The sequence below is a fragment of the Janthinobacterium sp. RA13 genome (assembly GCF_000745325.1).
Classification (GTDB): Bacteria; Pseudomonadota; Gammaproteobacteria; order Burkholderiales; family Burkholderiaceae_D; genus Janthinobacterium; species Janthinobacterium rivuli.
This window is the reverse complement of record NZ_JQNP01000001.1, coordinates 6,254,006-6,272,960: the sequence shown is the minus strand read 5'-3', so window position 1 is coordinate 6,272,960 and position 18,955 is coordinate 6,254,006. Positions and strand designations below refer to the sequence as shown.

The 18,955-nt window shown below is 62.9% G+C and carries 21 protein-coding genes; 11 read left to right on the top strand and 10 right to left on the bottom strand.

The annotated features are described in order from the left end of the window. Window positions 1–104 precede the first annotated feature (104 nt). Genes FG13_RS27925 through FG13_RS27915 form a run of 3 tightly spaced genes read left to right on the top strand, consistent with a single transcriptional unit; the run spans window position 105 to window position 1,719 of the window. Entirely contained in the window at window positions 105–614 is a 510-nt protein-coding gene (locus FG13_RS27925; RefSeq protein WP_035826443.1) for a ProQ/FINO family protein, read from the top strand. A gap of 9 nt (window positions 615–623) precedes the next feature. Continuing rightward, complete coding sequence (locus tag FG13_RS27920) at window positions 624–1,274, top strand: 3'-5' exonuclease (protein WP_035826440.1); 651 nt, start codon at window positions 624–626, stop codon at window positions 1,272–1,274. Window positions 1,275–1,290: 16 nt separating this feature from the next. Beyond that, on the top strand, window positions 1,291–1,719 hold the full coding sequence (locus FG13_RS27915; RefSeq protein WP_051959505.1) for an SMI1/KNR4 family protein: 429 nt from the start codon (window positions 1,291–1,293) through the stop codon (window positions 1,717–1,719). 6 nt (window positions 1,720–1,725) lie between these two features. Here FG13_RS27915 and FG13_RS27910 read toward each other — a convergent pair whose 3' ends face one another. Beyond that, on the bottom strand, window positions 1,726–3,144 hold the full coding sequence (locus FG13_RS27910) for an aminotransferase-like domain-containing protein (RefSeq protein ID WP_035826438.1): 1,419 nt from the start codon (window positions 3,142–3,144) through the stop codon (window positions 1,726–1,728). A 152-nt stretch (window positions 3,145–3,296) separates the two neighbouring features. On the opposite strand from FG13_RS27910, the gene FG13_RS27905 reads away from it, so the two are divergent. The 4 genes from FG13_RS27905 (at window position 3,297) to FG13_RS27890 (ending at window position 6,028) form a co-directional block, all read left to right on the top strand. Continuing rightward, window positions 3,297–3,998 carry a c-type cytochrome gene (locus tag FG13_RS27905; protein WP_235211821.1) on the top strand — a complete coding sequence of 234 codons (702 nt, stop codon included), beginning with the start codon at window positions 3,297–3,299 and terminating at the stop codon, window positions 3,996–3,998. Beyond that, entirely contained in the window at window positions 3,995–5,269 is a 1,275-nt protein-coding gene (locus FG13_RS27900) for a cytochrome c (RefSeq protein WP_035826432.1), read from the top strand. The genes FG13_RS27905 and FG13_RS27900 overlap by 4 nt, the downstream gene beginning before the upstream one ends. 64 nt (window positions 5,270–5,333) lie before the next feature. Beyond that, window positions 5,334–5,615 carry a type II toxin-antitoxin system HigB family toxin gene (locus FG13_RS27895; protein WP_035828903.1) on the top strand — a complete coding sequence of 94 codons (282 nt, stop codon included), beginning with the start codon at window positions 5,334–5,336 and terminating at the stop codon, window positions 5,613–5,615. Beyond that, window positions 5,603–6,028 carry a helix-turn-helix domain-containing protein gene (locus FG13_RS27890; RefSeq protein WP_051959504.1) on the top strand — a complete coding sequence of 142 codons (426 nt, stop codon included), beginning with the start codon at window positions 5,603–5,605 and terminating at the stop codon, window positions 6,026–6,028. The genes FG13_RS27895 and FG13_RS27890 overlap by 13 nt, the downstream gene beginning before the upstream one ends. Before the next feature lie 49 nt (window positions 6,029–6,077). Here the strand turns inward: FG13_RS27890 and FG13_RS27885 are convergent, their stop codons facing one another. Continuing rightward, window positions 6,078–6,713 (bottom strand): SAM-dependent methyltransferase, encoded by a 636-nt coding sequence (locus FG13_RS27885; protein WP_034758744.1) that lies wholly within the window; start codon window positions 6,711–6,713, stop codon window positions 6,078–6,080. Window positions 6,714–6,901: 188 nt separating this feature from the next. Between FG13_RS27885 and FG13_RS27880 the strand changes: the two genes are divergently transcribed. Further along, a complete protein-coding gene (locus FG13_RS27880; protein WP_035826428.1) occupies window positions 6,902–7,696 on the top strand; it encodes a head GIN domain-containing protein in 795 nt (264 codons plus the stop codon). 60 nt (window positions 7,697–7,756) lie between these two features. On the opposite strand, the gene FG13_RS27875 is transcribed toward FG13_RS27880, so the two are convergent. Together FG13_RS27875 and purU are read right to left on the bottom strand one after the other, a co-directional pair. Next, window positions 7,757–8,299, bottom strand: a complete 543-nt coding sequence (locus FG13_RS27875; RefSeq protein ID WP_034758748.1) for a YaeQ family protein — start codon at window positions 8,297–8,299, stop codon at window positions 7,757–7,759. Between the two features lie 39 nt (window positions 8,300–8,338). Next, entirely contained in the window at window positions 8,339–9,220 is an 882-nt protein-coding gene (purU, locus tag FG13_RS27870; RefSeq protein WP_034786194.1) for a formyltetrahydrofolate deformylase, read from the bottom strand. Window positions 9,221–9,565: 345 nt separating this feature from the next. Here purU and FG13_RS27860 point away from each other — a divergent pair, with 345 nt between their 5' ends. From FG13_RS27860 to FG13_RS27850, 3 genes are all read left to right on the top strand, one after another. Continuing rightward, the gene (locus FG13_RS27860; RefSeq protein ID WP_035826423.1) at window positions 9,566–10,078 is read left to right on the top strand and encodes a phasin family protein; all 513 of its coding nucleotides are present in this window, start codon (window positions 9,566–9,568) and stop codon (window positions 10,076–10,078) included. A gap of 47 nt (window positions 10,079–10,125) precedes the next feature. Further along, window positions 10,126–10,506, top strand: a complete 381-nt coding sequence (locus FG13_RS27855) for a KGG domain-containing protein (protein WP_035826421.1) — start codon at window positions 10,126–10,128, stop codon at window positions 10,504–10,506. A 178-nt stretch (window positions 10,507–10,684) separates the two neighbouring features. Further along, window positions 10,685–11,197: a YgjP-like metallopeptidase domain-containing protein gene (locus FG13_RS27850; protein ID WP_034758768.1), complete on the top strand. Its 513-nt coding sequence runs from the start codon at window positions 10,685–10,687 to the stop codon at window positions 11,195–11,197. A gap of 111 nt (window positions 11,198–11,308) precedes the next feature. Here FG13_RS27850 and FG13_RS27845 read toward each other — a convergent pair whose 3' ends face one another. The 6 genes from FG13_RS27845 to FG13_RS27820 form a co-directional block, all read right to left on the bottom strand. Further along, complete coding sequence (locus tag FG13_RS27845) at window positions 11,309–11,902, bottom strand: PEP-CTERM sorting domain-containing protein (protein ID WP_035826417.1); 594 nt, start codon at window positions 11,900–11,902, stop codon at window positions 11,309–11,311. Window positions 11,903–12,214: 312 nt separating this feature from the next. Next, window positions 12,215–12,760: a TIGR00730 family Rossman fold protein gene (locus FG13_RS27840; RefSeq protein WP_035828900.1), complete on the bottom strand. Its 546-nt coding sequence runs from the start codon at window positions 12,758–12,760 to the stop codon at window positions 12,215–12,217. A gap of 11 nt (window positions 12,761–12,771) precedes the next feature. Then, window positions 12,772–13,545 carry a hypothetical protein gene (locus FG13_RS27835; protein WP_035826413.1) on the bottom strand — a complete coding sequence of 258 codons (774 nt, stop codon included), beginning with the start codon at window positions 13,543–13,545 and terminating at the stop codon, window positions 12,772–12,774. Between the two features lie 41 nt (window positions 13,546–13,586). Continuing rightward, a complete protein-coding gene (locus FG13_RS27830; RefSeq protein WP_034758777.1) occupies window positions 13,587–14,258 on the bottom strand; it encodes a TetR/AcrR family transcriptional regulator in 672 nt (223 codons plus the stop codon). 138 nt (window positions 14,259–14,396) lie between these two features. Beyond that, window positions 14,397–15,014: a phasin family protein gene (locus FG13_RS27825; RefSeq protein WP_035826408.1), complete on the bottom strand. Its 618-nt coding sequence runs from the start codon at window positions 15,012–15,014 to the stop codon at window positions 14,397–14,399. A 151-nt stretch (window positions 15,015–15,165) separates the two neighbouring features. Continuing rightward, window positions 15,166–18,804 (bottom strand): EAL domain-containing protein, encoded by a 3,639-nt coding sequence (locus FG13_RS27820; protein ID WP_035826405.1) that lies wholly within the window; start codon window positions 18,802–18,804, stop codon window positions 15,166–15,168. Window positions 18,805–18,955: the final 151 nt, after the last annotated feature.

The following is an 18,955-nucleotide window of genomic DNA, read 5'->3' as shown; positions in this document are numbered from 1 at the left end:
TGTGCCGGCTGTCGCGCGCAGCCGCTTATTGCAGGTCAAGTTGCCAAAAAAGACAATGCACTTGCCTGTGGCGCGTGCTATGCTCCCCTTTTATAGCCCAACCAATGATGTCGATGACCAGCTCCACGCCAGACCAGCAAGCCACCACTCCTGACACGCCAGTCGATGCAGCCCCAGCGGCGGCACCGGCCGCAGCGACCACGCCGGCGCCCGCCGGCCTGACCGCGCGCGCCCTGCTGAAGCAGTTCCAGGAGCAATTCCCGCCATTCCGCGATTGCCTGCCCTTGTCGATCGGTATCGACAAGCAGATCCTGGCGCGCCTGCCGGACCTGGACCGCAAGCTGATGCGCACGGCGCTGGGCATCCACACGGGTTCGCTGCGCTACCTGCGCGTGATGGAAAAAGCCAAGGTACGCTACGACCTCGACGGCACGGCCGGCGCGGAAGTGACGCAAACCCACCGCGACCACGCCACGCAAGTATTGCAGCAGCGCTTCAAGAAGGAAGCCGAGCGCAAGAAAGCCGAACGCGACGCGGCCGCCGCCGAAGAAGCGAACCGTCTGCGCCTGGACAAACTGAATCAGCTGACCGCGAAATTCTCGCGCAAAGGCTGATCCGGTTTCATGGACACAGCTGCCGCACCGCCACTGCCCCCGTATCAAGGCATCGCCCTCGACCACGTCAAGCTGGTACGCACCAGCGATGATGCACAGGCGGCCATGGCTGCCCTGCTGGCAGCGGACGCCATCGGCTTCGATACGGAGTCGAAGCCGACGTTCGTCAAAGGCGAGTCCTCCACGGGACCGCATTTGATCCAGCTGGCCACCGACGACATCGCCTACCTGTTCCAGGTGGGCAGCACGCCGGCGCCGGCCTTGGCGGAACTCAAAGCCATCCTCGAATCGACCACCACCCTGAAAGTGGGTTTTGGCCTGTCCGACGACGTCAAGCGCCTGCGCAACAAGCTGGGCATCGCCCCGGCCCAGGTGCTCGACCTGTCCGTCGCCCTGCGCGGCGGCCAGCGCAACGATCTGGGCGCGAAAACGGCCGTGGCCAAATTCTTCGGCCTGCACCTGCAGAAATCGAAAAAGATCTCCACCACCAACTGGGCCACCTCGCGCCTGACAGAAAAGCAGATCCTGTACGCGGCCGACGATGCGCAAGTAGCCCTGCGCGTGTACCGCCGCTGGATCGCCGACGGCGGCAAGGTCGCGCCGCAAAAAGCCCCGCGCCCGGCCGCTGTACCACCGGCAGCGCCCGCTTCCCCGGCCTGATTCCACCGTTCATCGCATGCGCAAGAAAAACAGCACCGGTACCAGCGCCGCAGCCATCGCCGCAGCCGGGCAGGCACTGGGCCGCCCGTTGCCGCCATCGCACGCGGCATGGCTGCTGGACAACAATGGCCGCGCACTGGGCGCCCTGACCTTGTTTCCCGTCTACGACGCGGACAATCCGCGCAAGACCTGGGAATCGATAGACCGCCACTACCGCGAAGGCTGGCAGGCGTGGCTGGACAACTTCGCCGGCAGCGGCATCGATCACGCCAGCCTGCTGCCCTTCGCGCAATTCGGCACGGGCGACTACTATTGTTTCGACTATGCCCAGCCTGGGCCATCGGGCGAGCCGGTGGTCGTGCTGTGGTCGCACGAAACGGGAACCACCAGCACGGTGGCGCCCGACTTTAGCGCCTTTCTCGCCCTGCCCGGCCGTCCCGGCTGACTTCCCCTACGGCGCCAGTTGCTGCGCCGCCAGCCGCCCCAGCGCGGCGATGGCCGCTTCCAGCTGCGCGCTCCACGGGTGGCCGTAATTGAGGCGGATGCAGTGGCGAAACGCGCGCGTGGCGGAAAAGATGGGGCCGGGCGCGATGCTGATGCCGGCCGCCAGCGCGCTGCGGTGCAAGGCCAGCGCATCGATACCGGCAGGCATCTCCACCCAGACGAAATAACCGCCCTGCGGCCGCGTCACCCGCGTGCCGGGCGGAAAATGCACGGCAATGGCTTGCAGCATGGTGTTTTGCTGCGCCGCCAGGGTCAGCCGCAGCTGGCGCAAATGGCGGTCATAGCCGCCTTGCGCCAGGTAGTCGGCCAGCGCCATCTGCAACGGTATTGGCGCCGACAGGCTGGTGGTCAGTTTCAGGCGCTCGACCTGGCGCGTGTAGCGGCCCGCCACGGCCCAGCCCAGGCGAAAACCGGGCGCCAGGGTCTTGGAAAACGAACTGCAATGCATGACCAGGCCCGCACTGTCGTGGCTTTTCGTCAGGCCCGGACGCTGCTTGCCAAAGTACAGCTCGCCATACACGTCATCCTCGATCAGCGGCACGCCATGGCGCGCCAGCAATTCGACTAGTGCGCGCTTCTTTTCCGGCGACATCAGGCTGCCCAGGGGATTCTGGAAATTCGTCATCAGCCAGCACGCCTTGGGCTGGTGTCGCTGCAGCAATTCTTCCAGTGCCGCCAGATCGACGCCGTCGCGCGGGCTGGTGGCGATCTCGACTGCCTTGAGTTCCAGCCGCTGCAGCGCCTGCAGGCACGCATAGAAGCTGGGCGACTCGATCAGGACCGTGTCGCCGGGCCGCGTGACGGCTTGCAGGCACAGGTTCAGCGCTTCCAGCGCGCCATTCGTGATGACGATGTCGTCGCTGGAAACGGGCACGCCGCCCTGCTGGTAGCGCAGGGCGATCTGGCGGCGCAGCTCCGCATTGCCCAAGGATAAATCCGTGACGGTGCTCCACGGGTCGAGGCGGCGCATGCTGGCCGACACGGCGCGCGCCAGTTTTTCCATCGGGAACAGGTGCGGACTGGGAAACGCAGAGCCGAACGGCACGATATCGCGCACCCCCACGGCGCCCAGCACCTCGAACACGAGGTCGCTGACGTCGACGGTGGTGCTGGCGTCGAGCGGATGGGAACTATCCGGCTCGGGGGCCAGCGCGGCGCGCTGCGGCGCCACGTAATAGCCGGAGCGGGGACGCGAGACGATCATGCCGCGTGCTTCGAGCAAATAATAGGCCTGGAACACCGTCGACGGACTGACGCCCCTGCGCGCATGCTGCTGGCGCACGGAAGGCAATTTATCGCCAGGCAGCAATAGCTGCGTGCTGATCATGGCGGCCACTTCTTCCGCCAATTCCTCATATCGTTTCAACCCTGCTCCTCAAACTGATCCGTAGTTTTATTGCACAACTGATCCTGTCACAGTGACAGCACCCGTTATATGCTAGGGTAACAACATCCGGGCAGCAACACCGGCACGCGACACAGACCGACGAGACAGGTGATCTTTCCATGCGACTTTCCATGCTACTGCATTCTCCCCTCGCGCTGGTGCTGGCCATCGCCACGCCCACTGCCATCTCCGCCAGCCACGACAGCCTGGAGCAGCGCATCAAGGCGTGCACGTCTTGCCATGCGCAGCAGGAAAAGCACGATGCCTTCTTTCCCCGCATCGCCGGCAAACCTGCAGGCTACCTGTACAACCAGCTGCTGAACTTTCGCGAGGGAAGGCGCCAGTATCCGATGATGAACTATATGGTGGAACACTTGCCTGACGATTATCTGCGCGAAATCGCCGACTATTTTGCGGCGCAGCACCCGGCCCCGCCGCCGGCTCAACCCAGCAGCGCCGGCACGACGGCCCTGGCGCGTGGCAAGCAACTGGTGCTGCACGGCGACGCCGGCAAAAAGATTCCCGCCTGTATCGCCTGCCATGGCCAGCAACTGGCCGGCGTGGCGCCCGCCATCCCCGGCTTGCTGGGCTTGCCCCGCGACTATATCAACGCCCAGCTGGGCGCCTGGAAAAACGGCGTCCGCCGCGCCCACTCTCCCGACTGCATGGCGCAAGTGGCGCAGCGCCTGTCGGACGCGGACGTGGGCGCCGTCTCGGCCTGGCTGGGCACGCAGGTGGCCAGCGCCGACGCGCGTCCCGCCAGCAGTATCGCCCTGCCCTTGCCGCTGCATTGCGGCGGCGTGCCGGGCTCCAGCGCGCAGGTGGCGCCATGAAAAAATGGATGATCGCCGCGGGCTTGCTGCTGATTGCCGGCGGCAGCGCCACATTCCTGCTGTATCCAGCCGACGACCTGGGCCCGCCCGCCGTGGCCAGCACCCTGAGCCAGGAACAGCTGGTCGCGCGCGGCGCCTATCTGGCCAAGGCGGGCGACTGCATGGCCTGCCACACGACGCGCGGCGGCGTGGCCTACGCGGGTGGCCGGGCCTTGCAGACGCCGTTCGGCAAGGTGCTCTCGCCCAACATCACGGCCGACAAGGAAACGGGCATCGGCAGCTGGACGGCCGACGATTTCTGGCGCGCCATCCACAACGGCAAGTCGAAGGATGGCCGGCTGCTGTATCCGGCCTTTCCGTACACCAACTACACCAAGGTGCGGCGCGAAGACAGCGACGCCCTGTACGCGTATTTCCAGAGCGTGCCGCCGCACAGGCAGGCGAACGCGCCGCACGCGCTGCGCTTCCCCTACAACCAGCAGATCGCACTGGCCGCCTGGCGCGCCCTGTATTTCAAGCCGGGCGTGTACCAGCCGCTCACAAACAAAAGCATGGAATGGAACCGCGGCGCCTACCTGGTGCAGGGCCTGGGCCACTGCAGCGCCTGCCATAGCAGCCGCACCACCCTGGGCGGCAGCGACGACGGCTTGTCGGGCGGCCTGATCCCAGTGCTGGGCTGGTACGCGCCGTCGCTGACGTCGGACGCGGAAGCGGGCCTGGGCGACTGGGACACGGCGCATATCGTGGAATTGCTGCAAACGGGCGTGTCGCCGCGCGCCACAGTCTTCGGCCCCATGGCGGAAGTCGTGCGGCAAAGCTTGCAGCACATGAGCCACGCCGACGTGCAGGCGATGGCCGTCTACCTGAAGAGCCTGCCAGGCCCGGCGCAGCCCGCGCAACGTTCGCCGCGCGGCACGTCGGAGCAAGCCACGCAGCAACTGGCCTTGGGCGCGAAACTGTATGAGGCGCAATGCGCGAGCTGCCACCAGGCCGATGGCAAGGGCGTGCCGCCCGGCTACCCGCCGCTGGCCGGCAACCGCGCGCTGACGACGGAGTCGGCCGTGAACGCCATCCGCCTCGTGCTCAACGGCGGTTTCGCGCCCGGCACCCGCGGCAACCCGCGCCCCTACGGCATGCCGCCGTTCGGCCCCGTCATGGATGATGCGGAAGTGGCTGCCGTGGTCACGTATCTGCGCGCGTCGTGGGGCAATGATGCGCCGGCCGTATCGGCGCTGGAGGTGAATAAATACCGCAGCGTGCCGCTGGAGTAAGATCGTTTGACGATTATCTCAAATTGAGATAATCTGAGAATCATGGCATTACTTCGGCATGCATATGCGCATCGTCGCCAACAAAGCTTTGATGGATTTCGCCAGCAGGCATCCGCTGGCGGGCGAACCCATGCAGGCATGGCGCAAGATCATCGAATCGCGGTCATTTGCCAATTTTGCTGTGATGAAGTCGACATTTAACGCCACCGATCATGTTGGCGATTACTATGTTTTTAATATTGGCGGTAACAAGTACCGGATCATCGCCGCGATTCACTTCAATCGCCAGTTGCTGTTCATCCGGGAAGTGCTGACGCATAAGGAGTACGACGCATGGAAGCCTTGATGCATCGTGAAATGATTACAGAAATCACTGTCCACTATCAAGCCTTGTCCAGGCTGGTTCCTCTGCAGGCGATTCCTGATGCGGCCGCTTATGAACAAGCTGTCAGCGTATTGCATCAGCTATTGGATGCCGGGGCGGCCGATGAAAAGCACCCTTTGGCCGGGCTGGTTGACAGTGTCGGCCGGCTGATAGCCGATTACGACCAGGAGCATTTTCCGCCCGCCCCCGTCTCGCCTGCAGCCACGCTTCGCCTGTTGATGGAGCAACAGGCGCTGACACAATCCGACCTGCCGGAAGTGGGAACCCAAGGCGTCGTGTCCGAAGTGCTCAACGGCAAGCGGGACCTGAATGTGCGGCAAATCAAGGCCCTGGCGCAACGTTTCGACGTCCCCATCAGTGTTTTTATTGCATGAGCTCGTAAAAAACCGGCAAGCGCCGGTTTTTCATTTCAAACAGCCGCTTTCAGCGGAACTTGCTTTTGTGCCCCGTCTTCAAATCCAGCGCATAACGCACGCCATTGTCCGTCAGCATGACTTCATCGGGCGGCTCCTCGCCGGCCAGGGCGCCGTCGATCAGGGGCAAGCCTTCACCCTTGCGCATCAGGTCGTCGCAGCGCTCGTACACGTTGGCGCAGCCGGTGGAGGCCATCAGCGATTGCACGATGGCCACTTTCCATGCGTCGACGCCGCCGGCGTTGAATTCGCAGATCAGATAGCCTTGCACGCCGCCGAACAGCTGCACCACCAGGCCCGGCAAGCCCTCGTCTTCGCCCTTGATCAGGGTCAGCAGCTGGTTTTCGCCCGCCTTCTTGATGGCTGGCAGTTTTTTCTCGATGGCGGCCTTGACCCGGCGCTTGATCAGCGCGTGGTCGACCGGTTCGTCTTCCTTGAAGCTCCAGATGCGCGCGCGGATCTGCGACTTCGAATTGTAGGCGGCGCGGGCGATGAATTGCTTGGACGAGCTTTGCACGATGGCCGTCGAGCCGGGCTTCATTTTTTCCTGCGGCTTGCCTTCGACTTTTTCAATCGCGGACGCGTAAATCCACGATTGGCCCAGCAAGCTCTTTTCCTTGCCCTGTTTGATGGTGATGATCAGCATGTAATTCCAGTAGTGTGAGCGGCGCGTGCCGCTCGTCGTATGTCCAATACCGGCATGATACCTCATGCCATCCTGTCGCATCCTTCTGCATTCCATGCCACCGCTGGCGCAGTCTGTCGCAGGGCGGTACGCGGACACACCCGGCTGGCATACCATGCAAGTAGACCAATTCAAAACAGGGAGCAAGAATGACACAGCCACTTTTCCACCCGCGCCACCGCCGCCACGCCAGCGCCGCGGCCGCCCTGCTGCTGGCCGCCTGCGCGCTGGCCATTCCGGCCGCGTCGGCGCTGGCGTCGCCGCTCGACTGGATTTCCGGCAACAGCATCCAGGGCAGCGGCAAGCTGCAAAAGCAGACGCGCGACGTGGGCAGCTTCCATGCCGTGGCGCTGAACGTGCCGGGCACGGTTGAGCTGCGCATCGGCAACACGGACAGCGTCACCGTCGAAGCGGACGACAATATCCTGCCGCTGATCGAGACGGCCGTGGAAAACGGCACCCTGCGCATCCGGCCCGCCAAGCGCAACGCCAACTTCCGCCAGAGCAGCCTGACCATCGTCATCCAGGCGCGCCAGGTGGAGCGCGTCAGCGTGGGCGGCTCGGGCAACATCACGGCAACGGGCTTGCGCGCCGAAAACCTGCGCTTCGACGTGGGCGGCTCCGGCTCCATCCACGCGCGCGACCTCGACAGCCGCCAGGTCTCCATCGCCATCGGCGGCAGCGGCAGCTTCAAGGCCAGCGGCAAGACGGAGCAGCTGACGGCCTCGATCGGCGGCTCGGGCAATATCGAAGCGGGCCGCCTGGCCGCGCGCGAAGTGCAGGTGAGCATCGGCGGCTCGGGCGAAGCCACCGTGTGGGCCAAGGACGACCTGGCCATCAGCATCGGCGGTTCTGGCGAAGTGAGCTACTACGGCGATCCGCGCATCAGCCGCAGCATGCAGCGCTCCAGCAGCATCCGCCGCCTGGGCAGCGCGCCGAATTAAGCGCCCGCAATGACAAAAGCCCGGAGCGATCCGGGCTTTTGGCGTTTCAGACAGCCGACATCAGCGGGCCGGCTTGACCGGTTCGCGGTCGATCAGGACCGTGTTGACGCTGTCCGTCAGCCAGATCTGGCCATCCTGGATCGTGCATTGCAGTTGCATGTTGCGCTGCGCCAGCTTGCTCATGTCCTGCGCCGCCTCGGAGGGCAAGTTGATCACGGTCAGGTTCTTCGCCCGTTCCAGTTTGTTGGCGATCTGTTTCCACCAGATGTGGCTCGTTGCGCCATAGCTGTAGACGATCACCTGCTCCGAACGCCCACAGGCCTTCAGGATGCGCTTTTCGTCGGGCTGGCCCACTTCGATCCACAGCTGGATGGCGCCCGTCAGGTCTTTCTGCCACAGGTCGGGCTCTTCCGTATCGAACAGGCCCTTGGTGAAGGTCAGCGCCTCGTCGGCGTGGATGGCGAACGCCAGCAGGCGCACCATCATGCGCTCGTCCGTCTCGGACGGATGGCGCGCCAGGGTCAGCGCGTGATCCTGGTAGTAATTGCGGTCCATGTCGGCGATCTGCAGATCGGCTTTGAAAATTGTTGCTTTGAGGGCCATCGTGTTTCTGTCTCGGTAAAGTGAAGAGTGAAGTCGGTATCAGCGGAAGACCACGGTCTTGTCGCCATTTTTCAGGATGCGGTGCTCGACGAACCATTTCACGGCGCGCGCCAGCACCACGCACTCGACGTCGCGGCCGATGGCCGTCAGGGTTTCCGCATCCATCGCATGGTCGACGCGCTCGACGTCCTGCTCGATGATCGGGCCTTCATCGAGGTCGCCCGTGACGAAGTGGGCCGTCGCGCCGATCAGCTTGACGCCGCGGTGATGCGCCTGCGCATACGGCTTGGCGCCCTTGAAGCTGGGCAGGAAGGAATGGTGGATATTGATGGCGCGGCCATCGAGCGCCTGGCACAGGCCCGGCGACAGGATCTGCATGTAGCGCGCCAGCACCACCAGGTCGATCTTGTGCGTGTCCATCAAGTCGATGATCTTCGCTTCCTGCGCCAGCTTGGCCGCTTCCGGCGCGCCGGCCGCCAGCGGCAAGTGGTGGAAGGGAATGTTGTAGCTGGCCGCCAGCTGGTAGAACTCCATGTGGTTCGACACGATGGCGGGAATTTCCACGTTCAGCAAGCCGCTCTTGTAGCGGAACAGCAAATCGTTCAGGCAATGGCCGATCTTCGACACCATCAGCATCACGCGCGGCTTGACGCGCGCATCGTGCAACTGGCCGTGGAAGGGGCCATTCAACTGCATGGCTTGCGACAGGTCGGCGAAGTCGCTGCGCAACTGGGCGTCGCTGACGGCGCCGTCTTCCAGCGCGAAATGCACGCGCATGAAGAACAGCTGGGATTCCTGGTCGCCGAACTGGGCGGAATCGAGGATGTTGCAGCCGCGTTCGGCCAGGAAGCCGGAGACGCGGTGCACGATGCCGCGCTGGTCCAGGCAGGACAGGGTCAGGATGTATTCGGGATGCGTCATGGTCGCGGAAATAGGTCAAAAAGTAAGGCGATGCTCGGCTCAGCCACGCGCGCCGGCCATCGGCTGCGCTGCCGCGAGCCGGCTATTGTCGCACGGCCGGGCCTGTAAACCTGCATTTTCCACACAGCCATCATGGGGGACGCGACGCGCCATCTTATTAGCGTTCGTTTGATCTGGCGCAAAACCATCGCATTTTTCAAGCAGCCAGGGGCCATTCGCGCCTTAAACGGCGTCCTCGCGTGGAACCTGGCGCGCCATCCGGCGTCTATCTCTTTGCTTGTTTCACCATACGTCGCATCCGGTACACCGGGTGTTTTTTGGATCCGTTTTTCATTGAGGTAGAACATGTTCCCAAACAGTATGTCCCCCAGTTTCAGCCCCGCCCTGAAGTCCCATCTGGAGGCCCAGTGCAATTTCGCCACGGAACTATCGCGCAAGATGTTCGATACGGCGCAGCAACTGAGCGAGCTGCATTTGCGGCTGGCACAAGACTTGCTGCAGGAATGGAGCAACGCCAGCCAACAACTGCTGTGCGCGCGCGACTCGGGCGAATTCATGTCGCTGGCCGCTGGCCAGCTGCAACCAGGCGGCGTGAGGCTGCGCCAGTACCAGCAGCAGCTCGGCAATCTGGTCGCCAACGCCAATGTCGAGATGAACCGCACCGCGGAAACGCATATCCCCGAAGCGAGCCGCACGGCCGTCGCCTTCGCGGACGAAGTGGTGCGCAAAACCGCCGAGGAAACGGAAAAAGCTACGCAGCGCCAGCGTGAAATGATCGAAAAAATGCACGCCGCGGGCCACCGCAATGGCGCCGGCCAGAGCCGCGACACCAGCAGGCAATCCGATCAGGCGCATTGAACACCTGAATTGACCACTTGACCCCACTCGACAGCAAGGAGAGCGACATGGCTAACAATCAAGGTAATGAACAGGGCAAAGGCACTGGCAGCAGCCAGAAAGCCGGCGAATCAGGCAGCGGCAAAGGCACGAGCAAGCGCGGCTTTGCCGCCATGAACGAGGAGCAGCAACGCGAAATCGCCAGCAAGGGCGGCCAGGCAGCCCATCAAAAGGGCACGGCCCATGAATTCGACTCGGAAGAAGCACGCCGGGCCGGGCAGAAAGGGGGCGAAGCCGTCAGCCGCAATCGCGAACACATGGCGGAAATCGGCCGCAAGGGCGGCGAAAGCCGGCAATCGGCCCAGCGCGCCAATGAAAGCCGCAGCACGGCGGCACGCAGCGGCAGCACTGGCCGGCAGGGCAACAAGGACGAAGACGACAAGGGCTGATCCGAGGCTGCTCCGGGCTAACCAGACTGGCCAGATTGCCCGGCAGCTCGGGGCTTGAGGCAGGAAGGCAGGGGCTGCTCTGGCGGCCCCATGCAAGGGCTGGGGCGGCGCGTGGCGCGGCGGTATGGTACATTCTCGCCTTACCGACACCTCCGCGCCCCGTCCCGCCCTTCCCCGCATGCAGCCATCCCTGAAATACCTGAGCGCCTATTCCGAACAAACGCAAGCGCAAGTACAGCAACTGATCGCGCAAGACAAGCTGGGCGACGTCCTGTTGAAACGCTATCCGAACGCGCACGATGTACGCAACGACAAGGCTTTGTACCAGTATGTGCAAGACTTGAAGAATGAATTCCTGCGCAATGCCGAGCCCATCAACAAGGTGGCGTTCGACAGCAAGATCCATGTGATCCAGCACGCGCTGGGCTTGCATACCTCGATCTCGCGCGTGCAGGGTGGCAAGCTCAAGGCCAAGCATGAAATCCGCGTGGCCACCATGTTTAAGGAAGTGCCGCTGGAATTCCTGCGCATGATCGCCGTGCACGAACTGGCGCACGTGAAGGAAAAGCAGCACGACAAGGCGTTCTACAAGCTGTGCACGTATATGGAACCGCAATACCACCAGTACGAATTCGACGTGCGCCTGTACCTGACCCAGCTCGACCTGTCAGGCCAGCGCCTGTGGTCCTGAAGTCCTGGCCATAACGGGCCGTTCCTAAAGTCCACGAAACAATGCCGCCCAGGGTATCCACTGGGCGGCATTGTTCGGTATGCGCCGGCGGGGCCGGCAGCAAGTTCAGATTCAGGCGGCGTTCTTGCGGCGGCGCAGGAAGGCCAGCAGGCCCAGTCCGCCCAGCATCATGCCGTAGGTGGCCGGTTCCGGCACGGCGCTCACGCTGGCGGCGATATTGTCGACCTGGAAGGTGTGCAAGGCGCCTTCCTTCCACGATGCCGACAGCAGGTTGTTAAAACCCGTAAACGTGTAATCGCTGAAGGTATGGCTGCCATCAAGGCTGAAGGTCTGCGTCACCGTGCCGCCGCCCACCTGGTGGCCGACAAAAGTCACGTCGTAGGCGCCAGGCAAGCTCACGAAGTCAGCCAGGCTGATCGAGCTTAGCGAGAAGGCTGCGCCATCGGTACGGCTCAAGGTGGTCGTCGACAGGAGCGTGGCGCCCAGGCCGGCCGAGCCAGCGTAGGCGAAGTTGCTCTGATGCGCAGAACTCAACAGGCCCAGGAAGCTGCTGTCGAAATCGTAACCGCCTTCGGAGTAAGAGTTGAAGACGGATCCGAGGATGCCGGGATGTTCCAGCGCATCGAAGCCGATGGTGGTGGTTTGTGCGTGGGCGCCGCCAGCGGCGAGAATGGCGGCGACAGCGGTCGCGCGCAGCAAGGTCATGGTTTTCAAAATAGCATCCTTTCAAGATGATGAAGTAGCGAGGTTGTGGCAACTTGCAATACTTAGGCGTCGTCGCGGGAAACGGGAGGTGCCTCGCTGGGTGTCCGACATGCCTGTCTTTTGAACAAGTGCAGTAGAACACATTCATGCATAAAAAGCATCTTGATTTTCAAAAAAACATGTCTCAGTAGAAATATTCTGACCATATTTATATTAATTAGTTTATTGAGCTTGATCAGTTTTCCCGTACAGAAATAAAAAAGCCATGCACTTCACAGTGCATGGCTCTGAGAAAGGTTCCACAGGGAATCTTTACGGCGAAGAATCTTTCAGGCGCTGCACCAGGGTCGCAGGATCGGCGTCGGCATTCAGGAAGGCCGCGTGCTGCGGACGGATAAAACCCTGCTCCTTGCCGTTTTGCACGAAAGCGATCAAACCGTCATAAAAACGGTCGACATTGAGCAAGCCGATGGGCTTGGCGTGCAAACCCAGCTGGGCCCAGGTGAGCATCTCGAACAGTTCTTCCAGGGTGCCATAGCCGCCCGGCATGGCGATGAAGGCGTCGGACAGGCTGGCCATCATCGCCTTGCGCTCATGCATGTCCTTCACGATGAACTGGCGCGTCAAGCCCGTATGGCCCACTTCACGCTCGACCAGCTGGGTGGGGATCACGCCCGTCACCTCGCCGCCCAGGCGCAGCACTTCATCGGCGATCACGCCCATCAGGCCCACCTTGCCGCCGCCATACACGAGCGAGATATTTTCCGCCACCAGCACGCGCGCCAGCTCGCGCGCCGCCACGGCATAGTCCGGCGAGACGCCCGCGTTGGCGCCACAATACACACATAAAGCCTTGATCACAGTATTCCCTACCCTTTCAATTCATCGATCGCCGCCTCGACTTCGAGGCGTTCCTTGGCGTCCAGTGCCACGCACTCGGCCGCCTTTTCATACAGTGCCAGCGCTTCCGCCAGCTTTTTCTTTCCGTCGAGCATGTTCAAGGCGCGCGCGTATTCGCTGTGCGCCAGCGCCGAATACGGCGTCAGGGCCAGCGCCGTCTTGAAGTGCTGATAGCCGTCTTCCTTGTTGGCGCCGTAAGTCAGGCCGCCGATCATGGCGCCGACCTTGTCGATAATTTCCGTATGATAAATCCCAAACGCGATATGCGCTTCCGCATGCATGGGCGCTACAGTCATCGTGCGGTCCAGGCTGTTGCGCACGCGCGCCCCCATGCCCTGTGCCAGGGCCTTGACGACGGACGTGCCCAGCGCATAGCGGCCCAGGCTGTAGGCATGCCAGTAATAGCCGGCCGGATTGGCCGGCTGCTCGCTTTGCTGGCGTTCGCAGCGCTCGGCCACTTCTTCGTACATGTCGAGTTTGCGGCTGTCATCCACTTCCAGGTGCGTGGCGTAGATGCAGGTCGCCTTGTGCGCCACCGCATAGCCGGGCACGCCGACGGCCAGGCCCAGCTTCACGGCGCGTTCGAAGTCGCCCGCATGGAAGGCCAGCCAGGCTTGTACCAGCGCAGGGTGGGTGGGAAACGGTTCCACGTCGCCCGCATGCAGGCGCGCCCAGGCCGCTTCCAGGGTTTGCGGCGTGTAGACATATGCTTCGTCCGGATAAGGAAATTGTTTCCAAGCCATATATCTCTCCTGTAATGGACGACGGGGCGCCAGCAGCCGCGTCAGTCGTTCTTGAGTTTGGTCACATACTCTTCCGACAGTTTGCGAAACAGCAAATGCGTTTCATTGCGCAAATACGGCCCGATCAGGGACAGTACCTGGTAGCAGCCGCGCGCCAGCGCATCGGACATCGATTGCTGCTCGCTGTACTTGCGCGGATTGCGCACATACTCGTACGACAGCCAGTAGGTGGCAACGACCACCATATTCGTCGCCATCGCGGCCACTTCCATATCCGACGCTTCCAGCGACTGTTCGCTGCGCAAGTCTTCGCACAGCTGCGTGGCCACCTTGATCTTGTGCGCCAGGATCAGTTTGAAGTGCAATTCCAGCTTGCGGTTGCGCGACAACAAATCGTTGAGGTCGCGATAGAAAAAGCGGTAGCGCCAGATCAGTTCGAACATCAGGTGCAAATACAGCCAGACATCCTCGATATTCGAGCGGCGCCCGTCGGGCACGGTCAGGATGCGTTCGATTTCCGCCTCGAACTGGACGAAGATCGAATTGACGATGTCGTCCTTGTTACGGAAGTGGTAATACAGGTTGCCGGGCGAAATGTTCATCTCTTCCGCGATCACGGTCGTCGTGATATTCGGCTCACCAAACTCATTGAACAGGCGCAGCGACAACTCCAGGATGCGTTCGCGGGTACGGCGTGGTGCTTTTTGTAGCATGGCGGGCAATCTCTCTGTGTTCTGCCTCAAGCATACCACCTATGATAGCTGTAATGAAACACTCCGCCCCCAGGCGCGGGCGAAAAACGCGGGCAAGAAAAAGCCTGCTCGCGCAGGCTGGAGGGATGCGGCGCCGGCTCAGGCGGCCGGCGCTTTTTTCTTCGTCGCCGGTTTGCTCACCGGCTTGCTCGTTGGCCTGGCTGCGGCGCGCGGCGCGGTCCTGGCCGCCGGCTTGGCCGGGGCCTTGGCGACGGCCGCTTTGGGCGCGGTTTTCAGCGCGGTTTTCAGCGCAGTTTTTGATGCGGCTTTCGGCGCCGCCTTCACGGCGGGCCTGGCCGCAGCCTTCGGCCTGGGCGCCGGCGCGGCCTTGGCCGACAGCGCCGCCACTTGCTGGCTCAAGGCGTCGATCTGCGCGTGCAGCGCGGCAAGATCCTGTTGCGTGGGCACGCCGATGGCGGCCAGGGCGCGCGCGACGCGCTCTTCAAACACCTGTTCCAGCTTGTCCCAGGAGCCGCTGGCCTGCTTGCCCACGCCATCGGCCAGCTTGCCGACGCTGTCGCTGACGTCGGCCACCTTGTCTTCGGCGCGCTTCTGGAATTCCGTGCCTTCTTTCACCAGCCGGGAAAACACGCGCCCCCCTTCTTCCTGCGCCTTGGCGAAAGCGCCGAGACCCGCTTGCCAGATCTGCTGCGCGGACGAGCGCACGGCGTTCGCCAATTCCGCGTCTTCCGCCAGTTCCTTCAATTTCTTCACCATCGCCAGCTCCCGTCATGTGAAAGGCCATGCCACTCATGGATGCGTTTTATTCTAGAGAGCAAAACTAGAGACGGGAGTCTAATTCGATGGGAAACGGCTGCGCAAGGTGCGCCAGCGCACGCGGCGGCGATTTACGCGGCAGTGCAAGCGCCTACGCCGCCGCTTTCACCTGGCCGTGCAGCAGCTTGTGCAGGCGGAAGCCTTCGCGGATATTCTCGCGCAGCACGGCGCCTTTCCACGGCTTCGTGTAGAAGCGGTCGACGGCGCCGCGGTTGATGGCTGCCATGATGGGCGTCAGGTCGGCAAAGGCGGACAGCATGATGCGGAAGGTGTCGGGGCACAGATGCTTGACCCGCTCCATGAATTCGGTGCCGCTCATGAGCGGCATGCACTGGTCGCACAGGATCACCTGCACCTTGTGGCGCGCCAGGATGTCGAAGCCCTCGGCGGCCGTCTGCGCCGTCAGGATGCGGTAGCCGTCCTGCGCCAGGAAGTCGCTGAGCACGTCGAGCATGAAGACGTCGTCGTCGACGATCAGCAAGGTTTGCTGTTCTTCGCTGCCCGCATCCTCGGGCGCCTGCAGCAGCTGGCCTTTCATCAGCATCTGCTCGAATTCCTCGTGCGGCACGGGGCGACTGAAATAATAGCCCTGCATCTCGTCGCAGCCGTGGCGCCGCAGATAGGCCAGCTGCGCATCGTTTTCCACGCCTTCGGCGATCACTTCCAGCTTCATGCTGTGCGCCATGCTGATGATGGCCAGCACGATGGCCGCGTCGTCCGGGTTGCTCGTCACTTCGCGCACGAAGGCGATGTCGATCTTCAGCTTGTCGATGGGGAAGCGCTTCAGGTAAGCCAGGCTGGAATAGCCGGTGCCGAAATCGTCGATGGAAATCTGGATGCCCAGCGCCTTCAGGTTGCGCAGCACGGCGATGGTTTCCTCGGCGTTCGACATGAGCGAGCTTTCCGTCAGCTCCAGCTCCAGCAGTTCGGGCGCGATATCGTATTTGCGGATCGCCTTGAGCACCTCCTCTTCCAGGCCGCCGACGAAAAACTGGATGCCCGACACGTTGACCGACAGGTGCACGGGCCCGATGCTGCTGGCGCCCCACTCGCTGATCTTGCGGCACGCTTCGTCGAGCACCCAGTTACCGACGCGCACGATGAGACCCGTTTCTTCCAGCAGGGGGATGAACAGGGCCGGCGAGACCATGCCGTGGCCGGGGCGGCGCCAGCGTATCAGCGCCTCGGCGCCGCTGATGCGCCCCGAGATGATGTTCACCTTGGGCTGGAAGAACAGCACGAATTCCTCGTTGTCGATGGCGCGCCGCAGGGCATTTTCCATGTCCAGCCGCGCCATCGACTGCGCATTCATTTCCGCCGTGAAGAAGCGGAAGGCGTCGCGGCCCGCTTCCTTGGCGCGGTACATGGCCGTGTCGGCATATTGGATCAGGGTGTCCGCATCGACGCCATCGTCGGGGTACACGGAAATGCCGATGCTGACCGTCACCGTCACTTCATGGCCTTGCAAATCGAAGGGCTTGCGCATCGCTTCGCGGATCTTGTCGACCACGCCCACGGCATGCTGGGCGCCGTCGGGCAGCACCAGGATGGTGGCAAATTCATCGCCGCCGAAGCGGCCGATGGTGTCGCGCACGCGCAGGCAATCGACGAGGCGGCTGGAAAACTGGCGCAGCAGGTCGTCGCCGATGGTGTGGCCCAGCGTATCGTTGATATTCTTGAAGCGGTCGATATCCATGAACAGCACGGCCACGGCCCACTGGTGCTCGGCCGCCTGCGACAGCGAATGGGTCAGCGAGGCGTAGAACTGGCTGCGGTTCGGCAAACCCGTCAAGGTGTCGAAATGCGCCAGCTTCATCAGGCGCTGCTCCGCATCCTTGCGCTCGGTGATGTCGCGCGCCACGGCCACCAGGATCCAGCTCTGCCCCGAGCGCAGGGTGCGCCGCTGTACTTCCACCGACAGGGGCGAGCCGTCCTTGCGCTGCAGCTGCAATTCCGTCATCGGCCCGCCCTGGTCGCCGGCCAGCAGCTTGTTGTACAGCTCTTCCAGCTGGGATTCTCCCTCGTGCGCGCGGCCCGGCCCCACGCGCAGGAAATCCTCGCGCTCGAAGCCGAGCATGCGGCAAGCCGTCTGGTTGACGTCGACGAAGCACATGCCGGCGCGGTCGACGAGGAAAATCGCGTCGGCCGTGGCATCCATCGCCAGACGGAAGCGGCGCAAGTCTTCATCGAGGCGGATGCGCGCCGCCATGTCCAGGGTCAGCTGCTCGTGGTGGCGCTTGATTTCGTCGTACAGCAGCAGGTTGTCGTAGGCGACGGCGATCTGCGCCGCCACCGTGGCGGCGACCCGCTCGTCGACTTCGGAAAATTCATTCGCCCCCAGCTTGTCGACCAGGTACAGCCAGCCGTGGCTGCGCTCGCGCGAAGCGATGGCCACGCCCAGGAAGGAATGCACGGGCGGGTGCGTGTCGGGCAGGCCCAGCGCGCCGGGGTCGCCCTTCAAGCCATTGACCCGGTAGGGCTGGCGCTGTTCCAGCAAGCGGTTCAAAATGCCCGTGCGCGGCGCGCTGGCGATGCGCTCGAGGTTTTTCTCGGCGCCGCACGAGGAAAAATAGCTGAGCTTTTCGGCGCCCTCTTCCAGCACGCCGATGCAGGCGTACCTGGAGACGCAGATATTCTGCGCCACCTTGCAGCCCGCCTCGATCAGGGCGCGCGGATCGCGTTCGGCGCCCAGTTCGATGCCCAGCTCGATCAGGGCCGTCAGGCGCAGACTCACCGCCTGCAGGCTCGACAGCGAGCGCGACAGGCGCTCCGTCATGACGCCCAGGTCTTCGGGAATGGCGGCCTGGCCTTCGCGCTGGGTGGCCAGCTGCGAAATCTGCTGGCTGCTCGATTCAAGTTCGTCGAGGTAGCCGCTGACCTGGTGCTCGATGCCGGCCAGCTTGCCTGTGGCGGGAGGGGCCGCACCGCCGCTGGCCTGCGGCGCCGCCGGCACCTGGGCCGCCGCCGGCATCAGCCCCAGCGCCTCGTTGACGGTGCGCACGATGACCTCGGGGTCGGACGGCTTGGGCAGCACCCAGCGCACGCCGCAAGCCTGCGCCAGCAGGATCGCTTCCTGCTCGCGGTAGGTGGCCGTATAAAAGATGATGGGCACGTCGGTCAGCGCGGGATCGGCATGCACACGCGTGACGAATTCGTAGCCGTCCATGTTCGGCATGAGGATGTCGGAAATGATCAGGTCCGGCCGCTCGGTGCGCAATATTTCCAGCGCATCGGCGCCATTCGCCGCCTCCAGCAGGCGGTGGCCGCCGTAGCCCAGCAGGGCGGTCAGAAACTCGCGGTTCAGCACATGATCATCAACGATCAGGATGGTGGCTATGTCGTTTTTAACTGGCGTCGACGGCGCCCCCGGTAAAAAAGACTCCAGCTCCGCGACGAACAGGTCGGGTTCGATCGGCTTGCCGATGTAGCCATTGAAACCCGCTTCGAGCAGGCGCTCGCGGTCGCCCACCATGGCCAGCGCCGTCACGGCCAGGGCCGGGATGGTGCGCAGCTGCGGGTCTTTCTTCAGCTCCGCCACCACGCCATAGCCATCGAGCTTGGGCAAATGCACGTCGCAAATGATCAAGTCCGGCAGTTCGCTGCGCGCCATGCGCACGCCCTCTTCGCCGTCATAGGCGGCCAGCGGCGTGTACCCGAAGGCACGCAGCAAATACACCATCAATTCCATATTGGTGGCGTTATCTTCGATAATCAGGATACGTGCGGACAATTAGCGCCCCCAATAAAAACTGCATGGACTCATTTTCTGCCTGCGTTCAACTTTCCGTTTGCGCGATCTACATAACAATCCTACAACATCTTGCCATACATCCAGAAAAATATCTGTCCACAAGATGCCTGCGGAACGGCGCAAGCGGCCC